This window comes from Negadavirga shengliensis (assembly GCF_042652345.1).
In the GTDB taxonomy this organism is placed as follows: domain Bacteria; phylum Bacteroidota; class Bacteroidia; order Cytophagales; family Cyclobacteriaceae; genus Negadavirga; species Negadavirga shengliensis.
In genome coordinates, this window is record NZ_JBHSJJ010000004.1 from 22,458 (window position 1) to 43,316 (window position 20,859).

General features: G+C 46.0%; 14 protein-coding genes. 8 read left to right on the forward strand and 6 right to left on the reverse strand.

All coding sequences use genetic code 11. The annotated features are described in order from the left end of the window. Window positions 1-249 precede the first annotated feature (249 nt). The gene (locus tag ACFPFU_RS07955) at window positions 250-3,051 is read left to right on the forward strand and encodes a S9 family peptidase (RefSeq protein ID WP_377063262.1); all 2,802 of its coding nucleotides are present in this window, start codon (window positions 250-252) and stop codon (window positions 3,049-3,051) included. Between the two features lie 41 nt (window positions 3,052-3,092). Here ACFPFU_RS07955 and ACFPFU_RS07960 read toward each other — a convergent pair whose 3' ends face one another. After that, the gene (locus ACFPFU_RS07960; protein WP_377063264.1) at window positions 3,093-4,142 is read right to left on the reverse strand and encodes a LacI family DNA-binding transcriptional regulator; all 1,050 of its coding nucleotides are present in this window, start codon (window positions 4,140-4,142) and stop codon (window positions 3,093-3,095) included. A gap of 362 nt (window positions 4,143-4,504) precedes the next feature. Here ACFPFU_RS07960 and ACFPFU_RS07965 point away from each other — a divergent pair, with 362 nt between their 5' ends. From ACFPFU_RS07965 to uxuA, 4 genes are all read left to right on the forward strand, one after another. After that, window positions 4,505-5,746, forward strand: coding sequence for a DUF6807 domain-containing protein (locus ACFPFU_RS07965; RefSeq protein ID WP_377063266.1), 1,242 nt, complete (start codon window positions 4,505-4,507; stop codon window positions 5,744-5,746). A 98-nt stretch (window positions 5,747-5,844) separates the two neighbouring features. Continuing rightward, on the forward strand, window positions 5,845-6,690 hold the full coding sequence (locus ACFPFU_RS07970; RefSeq protein WP_377063268.1) for a ThuA domain-containing protein: 846 nt from the start codon (window positions 5,845-5,847) through the stop codon (window positions 6,688-6,690). 56 nt (window positions 6,691-6,746) lie between these two features. Further along, window positions 6,747-8,168, forward strand: a complete 1,422-nt coding sequence (locus ACFPFU_RS07975) for a Gfo/Idh/MocA family protein (RefSeq protein WP_377063270.1) — start codon at window positions 6,747-6,749, stop codon at window positions 8,166-8,168. A gap of 361 nt (window positions 8,169-8,529) precedes the next feature. Continuing rightward, entirely contained in the window at window positions 8,530-9,696 is a 1,167-nt protein-coding gene (gene uxuA, locus ACFPFU_RS07980; protein WP_377063272.1) for a mannonate dehydratase, read from the forward strand. A 114-nt stretch (window positions 9,697-9,810) separates the two neighbouring features. On the opposite strand, the gene ACFPFU_RS07985 is transcribed toward uxuA, so the two are convergent. Both ACFPFU_RS07985 and ACFPFU_RS07990 read right to left on the reverse strand, forming a co-directional pair. Beyond that, a complete protein-coding gene (locus ACFPFU_RS07985; protein ID WP_377063274.1) occupies window positions 9,811-10,296 on the reverse strand; it encodes a hypothetical protein in 486 nt (161 codons plus the stop codon). Between the two features lie 222 nt (window positions 10,297-10,518). Continuing rightward, entirely contained in the window at window positions 10,519-11,700 is a 1,182-nt protein-coding gene (locus ACFPFU_RS07990; RefSeq protein WP_377063276.1) for an acyltransferase family protein, read from the reverse strand. A gap of 179 nt (window positions 11,701-11,879) precedes the next feature. Here ACFPFU_RS07990 and ACFPFU_RS07995 point away from each other — a divergent pair, with 179 nt between their 5' ends. From ACFPFU_RS07995 to ACFPFU_RS08005, 3 genes are all read left to right on the forward strand, one after another. Beyond that, the gene (locus tag ACFPFU_RS07995) at window positions 11,880-13,283 is read left to right on the forward strand and encodes a Gfo/Idh/MocA family protein (RefSeq protein ID WP_377063278.1); all 1,404 of its coding nucleotides are present in this window, start codon (window positions 11,880-11,882) and stop codon (window positions 13,281-13,283) included. Window positions 13,284-13,396: 113 nt separating this feature from the next. After that, complete coding sequence (locus ACFPFU_RS08000; RefSeq protein ID WP_377063280.1) at window positions 13,397-14,155, forward strand: glucosamine-6-phosphate deaminase; 759 nt, start codon at window positions 13,397-13,399, stop codon at window positions 14,153-14,155. 34 nt (window positions 14,156-14,189) lie between these two features. Then, on the forward strand, window positions 14,190-15,509 hold the full coding sequence (locus ACFPFU_RS08005; protein ID WP_377063282.1) for a sugar MFS transporter: 1,320 nt from the start codon (window positions 14,190-14,192) through the stop codon (window positions 15,507-15,509). Window positions 15,510-15,512: 3 nt separating this feature from the next. Here the strand turns inward: ACFPFU_RS08005 and ACFPFU_RS08010 are convergent, their stop codons facing one another. The 3 genes from ACFPFU_RS08010 to ACFPFU_RS08020 all read right to left on the reverse strand — a co-directional run bounded on the left by ACFPFU_RS08010 (window position 15,513) and on the right by ACFPFU_RS08020 (window position 20,557). After that, window positions 15,513-16,121 (reverse strand): nucleotidyltransferase family protein, encoded by a 609-nt coding sequence (locus ACFPFU_RS08010; RefSeq protein ID WP_377063284.1) that lies wholly within the window; start codon window positions 16,119-16,121, stop codon window positions 15,513-15,515. 65 nt (window positions 16,122-16,186) lie between these two features. Further along, window positions 16,187-17,653: a hypothetical protein gene (locus ACFPFU_RS08015; protein ID WP_377063286.1), complete on the reverse strand. Its 1,467-nt coding sequence runs from the start codon at window positions 17,651-17,653 to the stop codon at window positions 16,187-16,189. Between the two features lie 12 nt (window positions 17,654-17,665). Continuing rightward, a complete protein-coding gene (locus ACFPFU_RS08020) occupies window positions 17,666-20,557 on the reverse strand; it encodes a TonB-dependent receptor (RefSeq protein WP_377063288.1) in 2,892 nt (963 codons plus the stop codon). Window positions 20,558-20,859: the final 302 nt, after the last annotated feature.

Sequence of the window (20,859 nt, forward strand, 5' to 3'; positions counted from 1 at the left end):
TTGTTTGTGGCCAGGCTTTCCTGCAGTTTTCATTTTTGGAGCAAACCCTTTCGAGGGTTTAAATAGTTCTGACGGCGAAATATTCCAAGTAGTAATCTACTCTCAGAAAGATTAACTCCCAGAGGTCCCTTGCTTTGGGATTGTTAAAAGCGGTTTCCCTGATTTAAAAAAACTCATTTTTTATTTTATCATTGAAGGCATATATTAGGGGCAATTCTTGACTTAAACCGGCTAAATTCATTTCTTCCAATGAGAGGCATCGCATTCTTCATTTTTCTTTTTATCCATCTTGGGGCTGTGGCACAGGAGAAAAGGCCGTTGACCCATGCGGATTATGACCGGTGGGAATCCATCAGTGGCACCTTTATCTCAAATGACGGACAATGGGTCGCCTATCAAGTCGTTTTGCAGGACGGGGATGGCAGGGCCGTTTTTATGTCCCATCAATCCCCAAGCCGGAAGTGGAGCGTTCCGCGGGGGGAAAAGATCCGGTTTTCAGAGGATGGTAGGCGGGGGATAGGTCTCATCAAGGCAGAAAAGGATGCGGTCCGAAAACACAAGTTGATGAAAACAAAGAAAGAGCACCTGCCCAAGGACAGCCTTTTTGTCATCGATTTGACCAGTGGAAAAGTGGATAAACATCCCGGTGTCAAGGATTTCATGCTACCGGATAAAAACAAAAACTGGTACGCCTATCAGTGTGAACCCGCGCGTGGAGATTCGGTTGAAACCGGCGGGAACGCTCCTAAAAAGAGTAAAGGAAAGGATGAAAAGGAGCGGTTTTCCATTGAAGTCAGAAAATTTGGGGAGGGCAAGAACCACCAATTCCACAATGTGTCGGATTTTGGATTTGACGAGGAGGGCAGGTTCCTTTATTATGTGCAAGCTGCCGATGATACCTTGAAGCAAATTTTATCTGTTTTGGAGCTGGAACGTGGGGAAACCACTCAAGTAGCCGATCATCTCTCCCAGTATAAGTTTCCTGTATTTGATGCAGCAGGAAAGGAATTGGTGTTTCTCGGAAGCGAGGATGCCGAAGATGATGAAAAAGCCCGCTTTTCTCTTTACCACTGGTCTTTTGAAGGGGCAAAACCCAAGCAGATTGCCGGGAAGGGTTTTCCCGGTATCATGGAAGGTGCTGTGGTGAGTCCACATTTTGCGCCCCGGTTTTCCGAAGATGGGCGAAGAATATTTTTTGGAACAGGGGCAGCCCATAAAGAATTCAGTTATGAAAAAGACACCACCATTCTGGATGAAGAGCGGGTTTCCCTGGACATATGGGGTTGGCAGGATGATGAAATACAGCCTATGCAGCTGAAGAAGCTGAATGATAAGAAAAAGGAAAGCTTTCTGGCGGTCTATTATAAAGAGGATGGCAGAACAGTCCAATTGGCAGATACGGATATGGCCCATGTTATTTTGGATGAGAACAAAAAAAGCGACGTGGTATTGGGATGGGATGAGGGCCGGTACAGGAGAAATTACAGCTGGGATATACAGATAGGAAAAGACCTCTATGCTGTGGATCTGTCCTCAGGCAACAGGGTGTTGCTGGAGAAAAATGCCATTGGTGAACCCAGGATGTCACCCGGAGGGAAATATGCCTTCTGGTACAGCTTTCCCGATAGCTCCTGGATGGCCTTCGACCTGGCCACCCGCAATAAGATTACGCTTACTGCAAATATTGAGGAAAACTTTTTCAACGAAATCCATGACGCTCCGGCAATGCCGGACAGCTATGGATTTGCGGGCTGGACCAAAGGGGATGCGGCTTTTCTGGTATATGATCAGTTTGATGTTTGGAAAATTGATCCCAATGATGTTTCCCGTCCCGTCAATATCACCAAAGGTGAGGGCAGGAGGCGCCAAATCGCTTTCAGGATAGAAAACCTGGATGAGGAAGAGAGGTATTTTGACGTTCAGGAGCCGCTTGTCTTGAGCGCGTTTGACCATAAAGATAAAAAAAGCGGTTATTTTAAGGGCGACTGGACAGGTAATAAATTGCCGCAAAAGTTAGTAATGGGTGATGCCCGGTATTTTGATTTGAGAAAAGCCCGGCACAGTGATAAAGTGATCTATCAAAAATCCAGTTATATCCTTTCTCCCGATATGTACGCTTCGGATTTGGGAATGAAAGGGGAAAGAAGAATGTCGTCGATTAATCCACAACAGGAGCAAGTAGCCTGGGGAAATGTGGAACTCATGTCTTTTTTGTCCAATAGCGGGGAAACGATGGAGGGCCTGTTGTTTAAACCTGAGGACTTTGATGAAAGTAAGAAACATCCCATGATGGTTTATTTTTATGAAAGAAATGCCAATGGAATCCATCTATACAGGCCTCCGGTTCCGTCTGCTTCCATCATCAATATTCCTTATTTTGTAAGTAATGGCTATGTGGTTTTTGTGCCGGACATCAAATACAAGGTGGGCGGTCCCGGGCCAAGTGCCTATGATTGTGTGGTGCCGGGCGTGAACGCTGTAGTCAGTAGGGGATTTGTGGATCCGGAAAGGATAGGGATTCAGGGACAAAGCTGGGGAGGGTATCAGGTCGCCTATATCATTACCAAAACCGATATGTTCAAAGCGGCTGGGGCGGGGGCTCCCGTGACCAACATGACATCGGCCTATGGAGGCATACGCTGGGGTACCGGGATGAGCAGAATGTTCCAGTATGAGCAAACCCAGTCCAGAATAGGAGGGACGCTCTGGGAGAAACCTATGCATTATATTGAAAACTCCCCCTTGTTTTTCGCGGACAGAATCAATACCCCCGTATTGATTATGCATAATGACGAAGACGGGGCTGTGCCTTGGTATCAAGGGATAGAGTTCTTCATGGCGCTGAAAAGAAACAACATTCCATCCTGGCTCCTGGTATATAACGACGAAGACCATAACCTGAAAGAGCGGAAAAACAGAAAGGACCTTAGCATACGTTTGTCCCAGTTTTTTGACCATTACCTAAAGGAGCAACCGGCGCCTCTGTGGATGACTGAGGGGTTGCCCGCTTTGGAAAAAGGGCGTACCTTGAAATACGATTTAGCAGAATGAAGAAAGCAGGTCATTCAGCAAAGCGGATGCGATGCCCGACGCTAATCGCGGATATCATGATTGGTTTTTTTTCTCAGTGACGACTCCCGGATCAAAAGCTCTGAGCGTAATGTGATCGTATTGGTTTTTTGCAGGATTTCGTGATGCCCTTCTCCCAGGTGATCAACAAGGCTTTTCATGGCCACCTCACCCATATGAAAACCCGGATAGTTAATGGTGGAGATATTGGGTTCTACCATTCTGGAAATGAGGTCATTATTGAATCCCACCAGCGCTATTTCTTCAGGTACTTTTATGTTTCTTTTTTTTAAGGCCATCAGACAGCTTGCCGCACAGGTGTCATTGGATACCAGCAATCCATCGGCCCGGGGATTTCTATTAAGAATCTGCTGGATTACCTGTTCTCCGGTATCTTCGCTCAGGTCATTCAATATGATGTTTTCCTCATCATAGGGAAGGCCATGGTCCAAAAGGGCATATTTATATCCTTTCAACCTATCCGCGTAAACATTTATTTTCAGGTTACCCAAAACATGGGCAATCCTTCTGCACCCTTGTTGGATGAGATGGGTAGTGGCTTCATGAGCGGCCTGGGTATTATTGATGATTACTCCTGTACACCCATTTTTTTCAGGAACCCTATCGAAAAACAGTACCGGTACCTCTTTTTGGAAGAACGGTTTGAAGTGATCAATTTCGTCGGTGGAACCTGCCATGGAAACAAGCAAACCATCCACCCGGCTGTTGAACATGGTTTTTGTATTGGCAATTTCTTTATCCAACGATTCCATGGACTGGCTGATCACCAGATTATAACCGGCTTGATTGGCTATCTTTTCCATTCCCGCCAAAACGGAGGATTGGAATGGACTGTTGAGTTTCGGTACAATAACCCCTATATTGTTTGAGCGTTTTTTTCTGAGGTTGGAGGCAAAAATATTGGACTGATATCCCATGGCCTTTGCCGCTTCAAAAACCTTCAGACGGGTTTTTTCCTTAACCCTGGGATGGTTGCTCAGTGCTCTGCTTACTGTGGTAGGAGAAAGTCCGACATCTGCTGCGATGTCATAAATAGTGATGTCTTTTTTCATGTTGAGGTATTTCCCTTCCTTTTAGTAAATGTAACCAAATTTCAATAATAATGAAATCGGTTTCATATTTTATATGCAAAATCTGATTTTTGGATCTTGAAATAGTACCAGATATATTTGAGGCCAAGCTGCAGTGAACACGGTGATTTTCATTGGCAAAATACCGTGATTCTCATTAAATACCAACCTAATATTAAGATACACTATCATTAATGAGAATTTATTCACGCCTGTTATCACAAATAAACCTTGAGTTGCTGGAAAAATATCTCGTATAATTTTCATGAAATCGGTTGTATTAAAATGAATATATTGATAAGTTTACATTCGATTAATTTCAAATACGCTAGCATTCAATATCTATGAGACCCAAAATACATATTCTTTTTGCGGCTTTGTTCGCGCTGCCTTTTTTTACTGTTGCCCAAAAAATAGCTACGCTGGAAGTGGAAACACCTGTCTCAGGTAAGTTTGCATATCCCGTATACGCTTTGCTGGATGATATTACACAGTTGCCCGATTCGATGGTCAGCATGTATGAGGTTCTTGACGGGGGGCTTCAACCTGTCCCTCATCAGATCGATCATCTCGATAGCAGAAAAATCTACTGGATGATAACGCCGGGAAAGAAGGCCACCAGGGTTTATGAAATCCATCAGAAGCAATCTGGCGGCGAAAAAAGTGAACTCAGCCTGACGCTGGACGATAAGGCGCTCGTGATCAAACGAAGGGGAAATGACCTTTGGCAATATAACCATGCGGTGGCCCAGCTGCCCGAAGGAGTAGATCCCGCATTTGCCAGAAGCGGTTTTGTACATCCCATGTGGTCACCAACCGGCAAATCCCTTACCCGCATCCAGCCGCCCGACCACTATCACCATTATGGCCTTTGGAATCCCTGGACCTTGGTGGAGTTTCAGGGGAAGGAGATAGATTTTTGGAACCTGCGGGAGAAGCAGGGCACGGTAAGGTTTGCCAATATTGTTACCCAAAATCAGGGACCGGTGTTTGCCGGTTACAAGGTATTGCACGAACATGTGGTATTAAAGGATGAGCCCGGTCCAAAAGTGGCGATGAGGGAAGTTCAGGGAACCAGGATATTCGCGTTGTCAGGGGAAGAGGATTATTACCTGGCAGATATCAGTATCGTGCTCAACTGTGCTACAGACGACCCGGTTCTTTTGAAAGAATACCGCTACGGCAGTTTGGGATGGAGGACTACGGAAAAGTGGGACAGGTATAACAGTGAAGTGATTACTTCCGAAGGGCTAAACAGGAAGGAGGCAGATGGTAGCCTGGCAAAATGGTGTATTGTGCAAGGGGAAATAGACGATGATTTTGCGGGGGTGGTGATGATGTCGTCGCCTACCAATTATAATCACCCCGAACCTTTAAGAATATGGCCGGAAGACATGTATGACCGGGGTGACATGTATGCCAATTTTGCCCCTACAAAGAACATGGATTGGCATCTGGAACCGGGAAAAAACTACGTGTTGAATTATCGGTTTCTTGTTTCCGGTAAAAAACTAAGTAGGGAAGAAGCCGAAGCTGCCTGGCAGCAATTTGCCTCTCCTCCGAAAATAAGAATAACCGCCCATTGATCCTCTAATTATGTGGAAGGAAGTATTTCTTTTCCAAAAATAGGGAGCTGAAGGCCTTTTGATGTAATTTTAATCTCTTATCAAACTCAACAAAAAATATGAAATATAAATTGAATGTTTTCCTGACGCTGTTTTTGATGACGCTTCATCTGGGTAATCTGCTTCTGGCTGCAGAAGATGAAAATGAATTGAAGGGGATGAAGGTGCTGGTGTATACCAAAAACGGAGAAGGATATGTCCATGACAACATCCCGCACGCTGTTGAAAGTATTAAAAGACTGGGTAACCAATATGGCTTCCAGGTGGAGGTAACAGATGATCCGGGTTATTTCACCAAAGAAAACCTTCAGGATATCGACCTTATGGTATTCACCAGTACCAATAATGACGTTTTTGAAAGTGATCAACAGCGGTTGGAATTCAGGAAATATATTCAGGCTGGCGGAGGGATTGTCGGAATCCATTCGGTGGTAGGTACCGAACGGAACTGGGAATGGTTCAAGATGCTGATTGGAGGAAGGTTTGTTTGGCACCCCAAATTCCAAAAATTCAAAATCAATAAAATCGACCATCAGCATACTTCTGTGAAAGAAATGCCCAGTGTTTGGGAAAAAGAAGATGAGTGTTATTTGATGAAAGAACTTTATCCCGGCATCAAAGTGGTGATGGCCCATGATCTGGCGTCTTTGGATAAAGACCAGGAAGAAAGGATACTTGAATTGTCGGCACCTTTCCACCGGTATTATCCTGCTGTATGGTACCAGGATTTTGACGGCGGTTTTGCCTGGGTGACCGCACTCGGCCACCATATCAAAGATTATGAAGACCCTACGTTTGTAAATCATATTTATCAGGGAATGAAATATATCGCCGGCAAAGTGAACGGAAGGAATTATTCCAAAGCTTATGCAAGTGACAGGGATACCCCGGTGCGATTTGAATAAACTGAGAGAATGCAATTGACAATATTAAATAACCATTTTACAGAAAGGATTAGTCCATGAAAAAATCACACAAATCATTGCTTTCAAGAAGAAACTTTATGAAATCCAGTACCAAAGGTGCTGTGGCAGCTTCGCTGGCGATAACCGGCTTTCCGACCATAGTACCCGCTTCGGTATTGGGGAAAAATGCACCCAGCAATAAAATCAATATCGGACAGATTGGTTTTGGGAGAATAGCAAGAACCCATGATCTTCCCGAAACCATGAAAAATGATATTGCCAGGATTGTAGCCGTGGCTGATGTAGACAGTAAAAGAGCGGCTATGGGAAAAGAATGGATTGAACAATACTATGCGAATAAAACAGGCAGCGCCAATTATGTGGATGTAAAAACCTACGGGGATTATAAAGAACTGATTGCCAGCAAGGATATTGACGCGGTCATCATCAGTACACCTGACCACTGGCATGCCCAACCGGCTATGGAAGCTGCTTTGGCAGGAAAGGACATCTATATGCAAAAGCCAACTTCACTGACCATTGCAGAGGGCAGGACCATGAGTGACATCATCCATCGGACAGGAGCCATATTTCAAATCGGAAGTCAGCAAAGGTCGGTAAAACCTTGGCCTCAGTTCAAAAGGGCATGTGAGTTGGTCAGAAACGGCAGGATTGGTGAAGTCAAAAAGATCTTGGTGGGACTTCCTGGAGATCCTCCGGGCGGCAATCCTAAGGAAATGCCTATTCCAGATAATCTGGACTATGATATGTGGTTGGGTTCTACTCCCTGGGTACCTTATACACTTGACAGGGTTCATTCCCAGGATGATTTGAACAGCAGGCCGGGATGGCTGCGCTGCGAACAGTTTGGCGCCGGTATGATCACCGGGTGGGGTGCCCACCATTTGGACATAGCCCACTGGGGAATGGGAACGGAATATACAGGCCCCATTGAACTGGAAGCTACGGCGTCTTTTCCTACGGAAGGTCTATGGAATGTACATGGGGATTTTGAGGTGACTGCCAAATATGCCAATGGGGTGACCATGATGGTCAGTGGGGCTTATCCTAACGGGGTAAGGTTTGAAGGTACTGACGGATGGATTTTTGTTACGAGAGGAAACGTGGGGGTAACTGAGAGCGATCCTGTTCCCGGAGGCAAAGCCAGTGAGGCTTTCAAGGCCAGTGACCTGAAGATACTGAGTTCGGAAATAGGTCCTGATGAAATCCATCTCTACGAAAGTGAGGAGCACCATAAAAACTGGTTGGATTGTATCGTTTCCAGGCAGCAAACCATCACCCCCGCTGAAGTAGCTCAAAGGTCAAACAGTGCCTGTCTGCTTTCCCACATTGCCATGAAGTTACCCAGAAAACTTTATTGGGATCCGGTAAAGGAGCGGTTTAAAAACGATGATGAGGCGAACTCAATGCTTTCCAGACCACAAAGACATCCGTATGGCGTCGATTATGTCATCTGATGGAAGCTTTGTTGTCCACGACTGCCTGTACGCTGTCTCCATAGCTTTAGTGTAGGAGCCCGGCAGTCAGGAATTCCACTGACCTGCCTGCCCTCCGTACGACTTCGGGAGGCGGGCCGGCGAGGCACGGTTGATACGAATTTCATGGAATGATTCTGGAGCGTTGAATCATTTTCACAAATAAGCTTTTCAACCAAAATCTACCCTATCCTCCATATTAATGATTAATGATTCGCAGTTGAATGTTGCTTAGCCAAGCGGGTTGTCCGTGGTATCGCGGACAACCCGCTTTTGTGATACTGAGTCTATATCCAAGGCGGGTCAGTTTACATAAGTTATATAATTTATCCCTGTTGTTTATATGTCATTGATTCAAAGCTGGCGTTGGTATGGACCAAATGATCCGGTAAGCCTGTCAGATATCAGACAGGCGGGCGCAACTGCTGTTGTATCGGCTTTGCACCAGATCCCCCATGGGGAGGTATGGCCTTTGGATGCCATAAAAGAAAGAAAGGCTGTCATTGAAGCTGCAGGCCTGGAATGGCTGGTTGTGGAATCCGTACCTGTACATGAATCCATCAAGACCAGGGCCTCAGATTGTGAACGCTATCTTGAAAATTACAGAAAAACCCTGGTGAACCTATCCCAATGTGGACTCAAAATAGTTTGTTATAATTTTATGCCCGTTCTGGACTGGACCAGGACGGACCTTGCCCACACCCTTCCCAATGGGGCCAAAGCCCTATTCTTTGATTGGGCGGACCTGGCACTATTTGACCGGTATGTATTGGAGAGGGAGGATGCCCATGATTTTTATCCGGAAGAGATTTTAAAGACGGCAGAGGATAGGTTCCACGTCCTGTCTGCCGCGAGGTTACAGGAACTTTCAGATATCATCCTGATGGGGGTGCCCACGGAGAAAAGCATGACCCTGGAAGGCTTGCGAAACAGCCTTGCTGTTTATAAGACCATTGGTAAAAGAGGATTGCAGGCCAACCTGGTCCATTTTCTCAGAAGTATTCAGGATGTCTGTGAAACCGAAGGCATGACCATGACCATTCACCCTGATGATCCACCGTATCCGATTTTAGGGCTTCCCAGGATAGCCTCCAATAAGGACGACCTGATGTATATCTGTGACAACGTGCCGGAGAAATTTAATGGGGTTTGTTTTTGCACAGGTTCTTTGGGAGCAGGGAAGGACAATGATTTGCCCGATATGCTGAAAGCGGTGGGAGACAGGGTACATTTTGCTCACCTGAGAAATGTGAAAAAGGATAAATCAGGCAACTTTTATGAATCAGATCACCTGGATGGCGATGTGGACATGTTCCGTATCATGGAATTGTTGGTGGAGATCAATAAGCAAAGAGACAGTCCCATTCCCTTTCGACCCGACCATGGTCATCAGATGCTGGATGACCTGCATAAGGAAACCAATCCCGGTTACTCAGCGATAGGCAGGTTAAAGGGACTCGCTGAACTGAGGGGTTTGGAAAAAGCGGTGGAAAGGTACAGTGTGAAGTAAGAGGGGTGACAAGGTTTCTGAGGAGCATGAAAAGTCAGCCCTAAGGGAATTTTTTTCTTTTTCCCTGACAGATTGTAGGAAAAGATGACCCCGTAAACCTGAGTTTCAGGCAGCTTATTGGGTCTTGCGATACGTTTGGGCTCCAAGACAGGATGAGGAGAGCATATCATTACAAGGGTAATACACAATCAAAATTGATCCACTGTCTTTTATTTTCAACCTGGCCTCAGTAACCATGCCTGAATCTTCCTCAATTTCAACCAACTCTTCAAAGTCAGTATAATATTCCTCCACTGAAATCAGAAGTCGGGAATATATAAGCGTGATTAAATTGTCTTCCAACAAAAAACTACCTGTCGCAAAAAAGGAATATCCCAATTCTTCCGATGTACCGGGGTTTCGGAAACTTCTTTTGTGCTCATAACTGCCGTCCTGAGAAAAAACAAAGGTTTCAACATAGTCTGCTTCCAAGTCCGCATAAAACTGTGATTTTTCCCATGAACCATGGAGAAAATTGGGGTTAAATTCATCGGCGTCGCGGTTACAAGCCGTCATGAAAAAAATAAGGAGAAGTAAGGAAGAAAGGAAAATCTTTTTCATGGCTTTAGTTTTTACGTCACTTGGATCTTAAAAACAGAAAATATCATACTTCAAACGATGCTTTTCATTGATAGGTTTTGAATAAAAGGATAATTGGATGGCCATGGGGAAGGCTGGCCACAAGGGGTTTTAAATCAAAAGTTTTGTAATCCCAGGTACCCGGGCAATACTCGGGGACCTGGAATGATAAAATGCGCTCAACCGTAGGCCGAAATATTCCCGTTAGACCTTCACGAATATTTTCAGCCTGTATAATATGTATAAAAACAACCATACCAGCATCAGTGCGCCCAAAGCTTCCATCACCGGATGCCAATCTGTCGGCATGGGCGCGTAAAGTCCCGAAAACAATTTACCGCTGGTATAACGGAAGTTGATAAAACTGTATGCAAAGTAAATCGTCAGGGAGTTAAGCCCTATTACCTGGAAGAAGAAAGCCCATTTTCTGATTTTCCATACATCTATCACCACATAAAACATCACCAGGAAAATAAAGGCCATTCCCGCGGTGAGCATGATAAAAGAGCTGCTCCAGAGATGCTTGTTGATAGGAAAATGGAGGCTCCACAGCAGCCCAAGGCCTATTCCTATCACGCCGGCTAAAAGCAACAGCTGGATTTTCCGGCTGTCTTGCCATGCTTTTGCCAGAATATCCCCGGCCAATGTGCCGAAAAGGGTAAGGCAAAGGGCCGGAAACTGCGTCAACAATCCCAGTTCATCATAAGTGCCCTGCAATAACCTGCCGGGTAAAAAAGTCCTGTCAAACCAGCCTACAAGGTTACCTTCAAAACTCAGGTCCCCGGCACCGTATCCGGGCACAGGAACCAAAAAGAGAGCCGCATAATACAGCAGCAAAATGCCCACCGCTGTTCCAAGCCGCTTTACGAAGTCGAAATTCAGATAAAGCAGGGTAGCCATGAAGGTAGCAAAGCCGATACGGCCCAAAACGCTTCCCAATCTGATCTGGGAGGGCTCGAAAAAGGGGATAGGGGAATTTTTATAGATGATCCCGAGTCCTATCAGAATCAGCATCCTAACAAAGGTTTTTTTATAGAGCTCCTTTTTCGCCAGGCCCATGGAGAGGCCTTTATTTAGGGAGAAAGTTAAGGATACCCCGGCGATGAACAGGAACAAGGGGAAAATGAAATCATAAAATGTAAATCCGTTCCAGGCCGGATGGGTAAGCTGGTCCGCCACCCAGTCGACGGCGGCCAAGCCTGTCTTACCTTTAAGCAATACCAGAAAGGTACCCCCACCTGAAATCAACAACATATCAAAACCCCGTAGGGCATCCAGCGAAAGGAGCCTTTTGGAAGTGCCTTTGGGGCTATGGGTGGCAGATGAAAAATTTTCAGAACTGACATCCAATCTATCTTCTTTTTTTTGGGTTAAAGGTGGGTTCATGGTCGTTTTTATGTTATTCTTGATACAAGTCGTAACAATTAATTACTAATTCTTCCTGATTTTTGATCAATTTATTTTAAAAATCTCGAATATAAAAGTATTTTTATTGCCAACGGATATTTCTTCGGTACGAAGTGCTTTCCGTTACGGGTACGGTCATCAAAATTAAGTCAAAACACATGAAAAAAGACAGAAGAGATTTTATAAAGGTTGGCGGCTTAGCTGGCTTGGCTGCTTTTACAGGGTTGGGACATCCGCTTTCCGCCGAACAGTCTATACACGCAAACACCCATTCTGCTTCCACCTTTAACATGTCTGGTTATGCAGCCCCTCCCATGGATAAGGTTCGGATTGGATTTATCGGTTTGGGTAACAGGGGACCGGGGGCTGTGGTACGGATGAGCAAAATTGAGGGGGTTGAGATCAAAGCCCTTTGTGATTTGAGGCCGGAACGCATAGGCTTTGTAAAGGAGAAGATAAGCCATACACCTCATCAGCCTGCCATTTATACCGGATCAGCGGAAGCATGGAAAGCGCTTTGTGAACGGGGTGACATTGATCTGGTATACATAGCCACCCCTTGGCACCTTCATACGCCCATGTCGGTATATGCCATGCAGCACGGAAAGCATGCTGTCACAGAAGTGCCCGCTGCAGTCACACTTGAGGAGTGCTGGCAATTGGTAGAGACTTCCGAGAAGACCAAAAAGCATTGCATGATGCTTGAAAATACATGCTATGATTTCTTTGAGTTGCTTACCCTTAATCTTGCCCGGCAGGGTTTTTTTGGGGAGATCATTCACGGTGAAGGCGCCTATATCCATGATATTCTGGAAGGAAACTTTTCCAAAACCAAATACCACGACATGTGGAGATTAAAGCAGAATTACCGGAACGGCAGTCTTTATCCCACTCATGGTCTAGGACCTGTGGCGCAGATCATGAACATTAACAGAGGAGACAAAATGGATTTTCTGGTGTCGGTGTCCAGCAATGACTTTATGATGAGACCTACGGCGGAGTCGTTGGCAGAAAATGATGATTTTTATCGGCCCTTCGCGGAAAAAAATTACCGGGGCAATATGAATACCACCACCATTAAAACCCATAAAGGCCGGACGATCATGCTTCAACATGATGTGACTTCGCCGAGACCTTATTCCAGGCTGCACACCATCAGCGGTACCAAGGCCTTTGCCCAGAAATATCCTGAACCCGGAAAAATATCCGTTGGACATGAAGGCTGGCTTTCAGATGAAGAACTTGCAGATTTGGAAAGACGGTTTCAGCCGCCGATCGTCCGCAAAATCGGCGAACTCGCCAAGCAGATCGGTGGGCATGGAGGAATGGACTTTCTGATGGACTGGCGGCTTATCGATTGTCTCAGGAACGGCATAGCATTGGATATGGACGTATATGATGCGGCCGCATGGAGCAGTATCGGGCCTCTCAGCGAACAGTCTGTGGCCAATAGAAGCGGGTCGGTCGATATTCCGGATTTCACCAGAGGGCGGTGGACCCACAACCAGCCGGTGGACGTAGGATTAACCAAGGGAGGCAACACCCCCATCCTTCCTTCATAGACATACTCAGTACATTGGCTGTGCTGTTTTTGACCATTGCTGAAATCCGGCTTGGGAGACACCGTATTTTTCAGTATTATTAACCTTTTATAAAAAAATGCTAACCACTTAAAATGAAAATTTTCAAATCTAAAGACCCTATTGAACTTGGAAAGGCGGCGGGAGAAACCGCTGCATCTTTGATAAAAAAAGCCATTGATGAAAATGGCTCGGCCCATATTATCCTCGCTACCGGAACCAGCCAGTTCGAAACCATCTCCCGGTTGCTTTTGGACAGAGACATTGACTGGGTTAAAGTAACCATGTTTCATCTGGATGAGTACATAGGGATTTCCGACACGCATCCGGCAAGTTTTAGAAAATACCTAAAGGAAAGATTTTTGGATAAGGTTTCAGGATTAAAAGGGTACTACCTCATCGACGGAGAGGCTGAGCCGGAGAGAGAAGCCGAAAAGCTCGGGGAGCTGATATCGCGGCAGCCGGTTGACGTGGCTTTGGCGGGAATAGGTGAAAACGGTCACCTTGCTTTCAATGATCCTCCGGCAGATTTTGAAACCGACAGACCCTACCTTGTAGTGGAGTTGGATGAAGCCTGCAGGAGACAGCAGATGAATGAAGGGTGGTTCTCCAGCCTTGAGTCGGTTCCTAAGAAGGCAATCAGCATGTCGATCAAACAGATCATGAAATCCAAAAACATCATTTGTTCTGTTCCGGACAAAAGGAAAGCGCAAGCGGTGAAGGACTGTGTGGAAAAGCCGGTAAGCCATATGCATCCTGCCAGCATCCTGCAACGTCACCCCAGCTGTTATCTGTATTTGGATGAAGCTTCAGCCTCTTTGCTGGAGCACGCTGAAAAGATCGCGGTCAAATAAGCTCTCCTATCTTATATCCCTCATCACTTCAACCATGAGTAAGACCCAGACAGTAGAAGTAGGCGCCTTGAGTAAAAGGGAGACCTATATATCCATTGCGATAATCGGTGGCCTGTTCTTTATATTTGGATTTGTTTCCTGGGTCAATGCCATATTGATTCCTTATTTCAAGATAGCTTGTGAACTCAATAATTTCCAGTCTTATCTGGTAGCCTTTGCTTTCTATATATCCTATTTCGTGTTTTCAGTGCCCGCTTCTTATCTTCTAAAATCCGTAGGGTTCAAAAAAGGAATGATGGTAGGGTTTTGGGTGATGGCATTGGGCGCTTTTGTATTTGTTCCGGCTGCCATGGTGAGGACTTATGAGATTTTCCTGTTGGGCCTATTTCTTATTGGGGCCGGACTGGCGGTGTTGCAAACGGCTGCAAACCCTTATATCACGATTTTAGGGCCAAAAGAGAGCGCTGCCCAAAGGATTAGCATAATGGGCATACTGAACAAGGGTGCCGGTATTTTGGCCCCCTTGATCTTTGCAGCGGTCATCCTCAGGGTATCTGATGATGAAGTAATTTCCCAGTTGCACCTCATGGGCGAAATAGAGAAAAATATATATTTGGATGAATTGGTGCGCCGGGTAATTGTTCCCTATACGGTTGTAGGTACCGTGCTTATTGCCTTGGGGTTACTGGTAAGATTTTCTCCATTGCCTGAAATCGACACAGAAAAAGAGAGTGAGGAAGTGGCGCAAGCCAATGCAGGTAAAGCCTATATATTGCATTTTCCCCATCTGATTTTGGGAGCAGTAGCCATTTTTCTTCATGTAGGCACACAGGTAATTGCCATCGATACCATTATGAGCTATGCCATTTCCATGGACATTTCCATCCTGGATGCTAAAGTTTTCCCTTCCTATACCCTTTCCGCTATGATATGCGGGTATATTTTTGGCATCATCACTATTCCAAAGATTTTTTCCCAAGTTTCCATATTGCAGGCTTTCACCACGATGGGCCTATTGTTTACTGCCGGTATTCTCTGGTTTCAGGGTGAGGTCCGGTTTTTGGGCTTGGATGCTGATATCTCGATATGGTTTGTTGTGCTTTTGGGGCTGGCCAACTCCCTTGTTTGGGCCGGGATATGGCCCCTGGCATTGGACGGATTGGGGAAATTTACCAAGCTAGGGGCTTCCATTCTGATCATGGGATTATGTGGAAATGCCATCTTACCTATGGTATATGGCTATTTCGCAGACACTATAGGCTTAAGGGAAGCGTATTGGGTACTGGTCCCCTGTTATCTTTATCTGATGTTTTATGCCTTTAAAGGACATGCTATCAGAAAATGGGCTCCCTGACATTCATCGAAAATGTTCCCAATCTGCCTTTTTTAATGCCTCAAAATCCGCCTGGGTGTCGATATCCACCCCTCCTTTTTCAAAGGCGAGGGGGTGGATATCAGCGGCATGCGCGCTGAGTACTTTTTTTGCTCCTTCATGCCCTTTCAGCTGTTCTAAAATGGGAAAATACTGGGAGCCAAACAAGACGGGCACACCGGAAGTTTTTTGATATGTACAGGCAACGATGCCTTTTCCTGACTTTTCCTTTTCGGCGATAAGCCGGTTTAGAAGTGGGGTATCTACAAAAGGCTGGTCCGACAACATGATGATGCACTGTTTTACGGAGTTTTCTTTTTGCAACTGCTTTATCCCCAAAGCCAGCGAGGTACCCATACCTTTTTCCCACTCCTGATTTTCCAGGAGTTTGACGGGGAGGTTTTCTACCTGCTTTTTGATTTGATCCTTAAAGGCTCCTATGACCAGATAAACAGGGTCGCAGCCTGTATCCAAGGCTGCCTTTGCGGCCCTTTCTACCAGGGATGTTCCCTCATACTCCAATGCCTGCTTGGGCTGCCCAAGTCTGCTGGAGTTGCCTGCGGCCAGAATGATGATCCCCGTCCCGCTTTTCATCTTTTAAAGTTAGAAAACATAGAATTACTGTCAAAGACGCGACAATATCACTTGCCGAACATGCATTATCTCGGCAGGTCATTACCCATATAAGCATTAGGGTTTACCTTGGGAATACTGCTGCTCCATTTTTGATTGATCGCCTCAATAAAATAGTTGGCCAGGAAGGCATTGGCCCTCGCATTAGGATGCACCCCATCTACTGAGAATGCCCCGTTTGGCGGTGCCAGGGAGGCAGTCAGCGGAACTCCCCCCGCGTTGATGATCCCCTCTCTCACCTGCTCGAAGAATTCGTTTACATCAACCAGAACAAGTCTTTCATTATTCGCCTGCACGGCACTGTTGATCACATTGTTGAAAGTGGTTATCTTGGCCTGCACTTCCTGCTGTTCGGAAGGGATCAATACAAATTCGTCGGTGATGGGAACAGTCAGGCCACGGATTGCGGAAGGATTCCCTTCTACAGATTGACCCAGCACCGTGGATAAGGTAAGGGTGGCCCGGTCATTTGCATGGCTTTGTCGAATGGATGGAAGCCCCATTTCCCGGAGATCGGTAAGGGTTTCGTCTTCCATTACGAAACCGTTTTGTCCCGCTTCAAAAAAAATGGTCCTTAAATCCTTCTCCTCCTCACTGATGGCTCCCATGCTATAGGCCTGGGCAATTCCCCCGTTGTAATCCTGATAAGCCGAGTTGGCCATATTGGCCTGAGCCGCGGTCAACGGGAATGCGTTCCACGGAACAGTGGTGAAATAGGGGATAGCATTCAGATTGGGGATATTGGCTACGGCCCCTTTGGCTTCCGGGTTGGCTTGTAGCAGACTGCCCAAAGCCAGATTGTATCTTTGTGTAAAGTCTCCGTCTGATGTGAGGAGGGCGGGATTGGCCCCGCCGGTAACGGCATAGGCAAGAATATCAAATTTGCCCAACCAAAACGTAAAGAAAGTCCCTTGGTCGGCCAGTGCTGCCGCTGCATCCCCGATGACGGTAGAAGAACCGGGATTCCTGGCAAATCTTGCATAATGGGGATTAAAGGCGGGATGTTGTGACTGCGACGGGTCCCCGGTCTCCGGAATCAGTGCGGCGCCTAAGGTAAGGGCATTGACACCAAAGTTATTGATGGCGCTTCTGTCACCCGCATAAGCCTGCAACGGTTCTCCCGGGACTATAGGACTCGGCGCGACTTGGCCGGTGTTTGGGTTAATGCGGAGGATCAGTCTTCCAAGTGGAATTCCTCCCGGTCCTGGAGCAAAAAAACCGACTTCAGAATTGATTTCCGGGACGTTGAAATCACCACCACCGACTTCTTTTAGCTGCTCTGCAAGGATTACGGAGAAAGAATGCTGTTGTCCGCGATCATACAAGGCGCCGTCCATGATACCGGAAGTGATGGAGCTTCCCACCGTAATGAGTTTGCTGAAGTCGGCTTCTCCAGGCTCCGGTGTTTCGGATGGGATCTCGGGAAAATCATATTGACAAGAAACCAATACGCCTGTCAGAACCAATGAAAGTAAGTATGATATTTTTTTCATTTTCTTAGATGTTTATCGGTTCAACAATTCGTCGAATGTGATCGAAACATAGTAAATGGCGCCAATGGTGGGCCCACCAAAATTGAACACATACCGGTTATTGAAAAGGTTGGACCCTCCCAGTTTTACGATGGATTTCATCTGACTTACTTTGTAACTCAGCTGGGCATCCATATTATGGACCTCGGGAACATCCCCCTGTCCAAAGGAGGATTCCCATCTGAATGCGGATTGATACCGGTAGGAAACGTTGAATCCCAGGTTTCTGGCCACTTTCCGGTTACCGAACATGATATTGGTTTTGTGTTCCGGCGTATTGAATTCGGAGAGAAAGCCCTCTTCAAATTGGGTAATCATCCTGTTGAAGTTATAGTTACCGCTAATGGTATAGTTTTTTGGCAGATTGTAGGTAATGCCTATGGCGGCACCGTGGGCGCGTACTTCGCTGTCCACGATATTGGTATAGGTCTGAAAAGTGTTCTCCTGACCGGGAATGGTAACCGGTGTCAACAGGGTAGGGGCATTGATGGCGTTGATGGCTCCTTGATCAGAATCAACGGGAGCACCGGGGAATACCGGGCCTGGCGCCTTTCTTACCGCCGTCTGGGTGATAAAATCATTGTATATGTTATAGTAATAAGCGGCATCGATAAGAACCCGGTTATCGGCCAACAGACCTTTGTAACCGATTTCTACAGACCTTACTTTTTCCGGTCTGAGGGCCGGAAGATCGGTGACGGCTTCGAGCAGCCCCGTCGCTTCCGGAGCGATAGGACTTGCGCCCGCTCCAACCGCAGCGGTATACCGCATCACCGATCCTATAGAGTAGGCATTTTCGAAGATGTTGTATTTTTCCCTGTAATAAGGCAGCCCGGATATCAATCTGGCGGAAACCACATTGAGATCAATGTGCTGCGCCTGCGTGGTCGGCATTCTGAAGCCGGTTTGGTAGGACAGCCTGATGTTGTTATTGCCTTGAGTGAAAACACCGGAAATCCTCGGACTGAACTGCCCTTCAAAGTTTTCATTTTTGTCATAGCGGATGGAACCGGTCAGTTTAAGTTTGTCCTGAATTACTCTTTTCGATCCCTGGACAAATCCTCCTATCTCCGTAATGGAAATATCGTTACCTTCTACATCGGCAAATATGGTCCCGTTGGAGTTGAGGTCGTAAACCCTATATGCCCATCCGGCCTGCAGGTCCATAAAATCTATTTCATTTTTGAAATTGTATTGTCCTTCAAACATGTACATTCTGGATTGGTCACTGAACAAGGAACCGGCGGGGATAAAATCTCCACGGATCTCCCTGGCAGCATTTTCGAACTCGGTGCTTCCCGGTAAATACCGCCCTTGATCTGCCTGGCCTCTGGCAAAGTTATGTGCGGCGACTTGTTGTTCGGTTGTTCCCAAGGTGCCGGGGACCACTTGTTGGTTTGCCAGAGCAGCCATATAGCTGAGGGTATACTGTCCAAACCATGTCGAGTTGTCTTTCCATGCATTGTTGATGTTAATACCGGTAAGGTCAGCGATATAAGAGTCCCCCGCGTTTTCTCTGGTGGTATAGCCGCGCAAAAAGAAATTATCCCCTTTTAATTCGAGTTTATGTTGGCTGATTTCAAAATTATTGAGGGAATACCTTTGTGCGCCGGTATAGACGGAAGTTCCCGACCCGTAGTTCAGTGTGTAGGACAGTTCTGCCCTGTCTGTGACCCGGTAATGCAGGGCGCCGTTTATTTTGTAGTTTTTAGCCCCGTAATCCACCAGGTATCTTTCATCATATCCTGTCCGCGAAACTACCTGATCGGGGATACTGTTGATGTATCCTCCAAGTCCCATGGCATTAGCGGCTTGTTGTATGGCAGCAACGTTTCGGAGAAGACCGATATTGTTAGCGGCTTCATCCCCAAAGACATGTACCCTGTCCGCTCCGGGGTTGAAGGGGAGATCACCCTGGGCCCGGAAATTTTTATCCGTCTGATCGGTTCCATGCCAGTCCTCGGCCTGCATGAAGGAAGCACTTATTTTGAACGCAAACCGGTTGTTAAACGCTTTGGCGTAACGGATGGACCCTTCATACATCGGCTGGGGGGACTGGGGTTCTCCGGGCCGGCCATTGAAGTGATTAAAGCCTTGCTTGTAAAAAGCACTCAGCCCCTGATATTCAAACGGGTTTTTGCTGTTGATCAAAAGAATGCCGTTAAAGGCATTGGGGCCATAGAGTGCGGATGAAGCTCCCGGGATAAATTCCGCGCTTTCCACATCCAGTTCGGAAGGCCCGTTAAGGTTGCCGATGGGAAAATTCAGGGCGGGGGCCTGCGTATCCATCCCATCAATCAATTGCACGAATCGGGTGTTGCCTGTCGAATTGAAACCCCGGGCATTTAAAATCTGAAAATTAATAGATGAGCTGGTGACATCTACGCCTTTTAAGTTGGCGATGGCTTTGTAGTAAGTATCACTGGCGGTTTCCCGGATAGCAAGGATATCCATCTTTTCAATGGATACGGGAGACTGCAAAATACTTTCTTCCACCCGTGAAGCGGAAACCACGAATTCCTGGCCGAGCATGGTTTGTTCTTCCAGGTTAACAAGGAGATCAGTCAGGTTGCTTTCGGTGACATCCACCTCTTTAGTGGCAAACCCCACCATGGAAAATACCAAAGTCAATGGTGGATTCTGGTTTACTCTTAGACTGAAATTACCATTAACGTCGGTAATGGTTCCTATGACCTTGCCTTTGACAAGGATGTTTACACCTATCAGTGGTTCTTTTGTATCCGCATCAGAGACGTTTCCCGAAATGTTGACCATATCCTGTGCAGCTAATCGGGAAAAGGGCAAAATAAAAACCCCAATCAATATCCAATACGAAATCCTGACTTTTTGAGTAAAGTGTGCCATGGTTTTTCGGGTTATCGATGTTAAACAAATTTTTAAGAATAAAAGACTGTTTGATAATTGAAAAACGATACGCTCTGCCTCAAAGCAGTAGCCCCGTTATTTTATAGTGGTTTTTATAAGTTTCCTATCTGATTAAACGTGTTTGTTCTGATAAAGGTGGATTTTGTAATTGAATATTTTAAATGCTATTTAATAACAAAATGATTAATTTTATACCTAAATTTACTTAAAAAATAATTGTTTTATAGTAAGAATGTGAAACAATTTTGGGATGTTTCATAAAAAAAGGCATCAATCAGATG

What these genes read in the sequence shown, in the direction of transcription:
- ACFPFU_RS07955 (WP_377063262.1), top strand. Translation starts at nt 250, where the DNA reads ATGAGAGGCATCGCATTCTTCATTTTTCTTTTTATCCATCTTGGGGCT.
- ACFPFU_RS07960 (WP_377063264.1), bottom strand. Translation starts at nt 4,142, where the DNA reads ATGAAAAAAGACATCACTATTTATGACATCGCAGCAGATGTCGGACTT.
- ACFPFU_RS07965 (WP_377063266.1), top strand. Translation starts at nt 4,505, where the DNA reads ATGAGACCCAAAATACATATTCTTTTTGCGGCTTTGTTCGCGCTGCCT.
- ACFPFU_RS07970 (WP_377063268.1), top strand. Translation starts at nt 5,845, where the DNA reads ATGAAATATAAATTGAATGTTTTCCTGACGCTGTTTTTGATGACGCTT.
- ACFPFU_RS07975 (WP_377063270.1), top strand. Translation starts at nt 6,747, where the DNA reads ATGAAAAAATCACACAAATCATTGCTTTCAAGAAGAAACTTTATGAAA.
- uxuA (WP_377063272.1), top strand. Translation starts at nt 8,530, where the DNA reads ATGTCATTGATTCAAAGCTGGCGTTGGTATGGACCAAATGATCCGGTA.
- ACFPFU_RS07985 (WP_377063274.1), bottom strand. Translation starts at nt 10,296, where the DNA reads ATGAAAAAGATTTTCCTTTCTTCCTTACTTCTCCTTATTTTTTTCATG.
- ACFPFU_RS07990 (WP_377063276.1), bottom strand. Translation starts at nt 11,700, where the DNA reads ATGAACCCACCTTTAACCCAAAAAAAAGAAGATAGATTGGATGTCAGT.
- ACFPFU_RS07995 (WP_377063278.1), top strand. Translation starts at nt 11,880, where the DNA reads ATGAAAAAAGACAGAAGAGATTTTATAAAGGTTGGCGGCTTAGCTGGC.
- ACFPFU_RS08000 (WP_377063280.1), top strand. Translation starts at nt 13,397, where the DNA reads ATGAAAATTTTCAAATCTAAAGACCCTATTGAACTTGGAAAGGCGGCG.
- ACFPFU_RS08005 (WP_377063282.1), top strand. Translation starts at nt 14,190, where the DNA reads ATGAGTAAGACCCAGACAGTAGAAGTAGGCGCCTTGAGTAAAAGGGAG.
- ACFPFU_RS08010 (WP_377063284.1), bottom strand. Translation starts at nt 16,121, where the DNA reads ATGAAAAGCGGGACGGGGATCATCATTCTGGCCGCAGGCAACTCCAGC.
- ACFPFU_RS08015 (WP_377063286.1), bottom strand. Translation starts at nt 17,653, where the DNA reads ATGAAAAAAATATCATACTTACTTTCATTGGTTCTGACAGGCGTATTG.
- ACFPFU_RS08020 (WP_377063288.1), bottom strand. Translation starts at nt 20,557, where the DNA reads ATGGCACACTTTACTCAAAAAGTCAGGATTTCGTATTGGATATTGATT.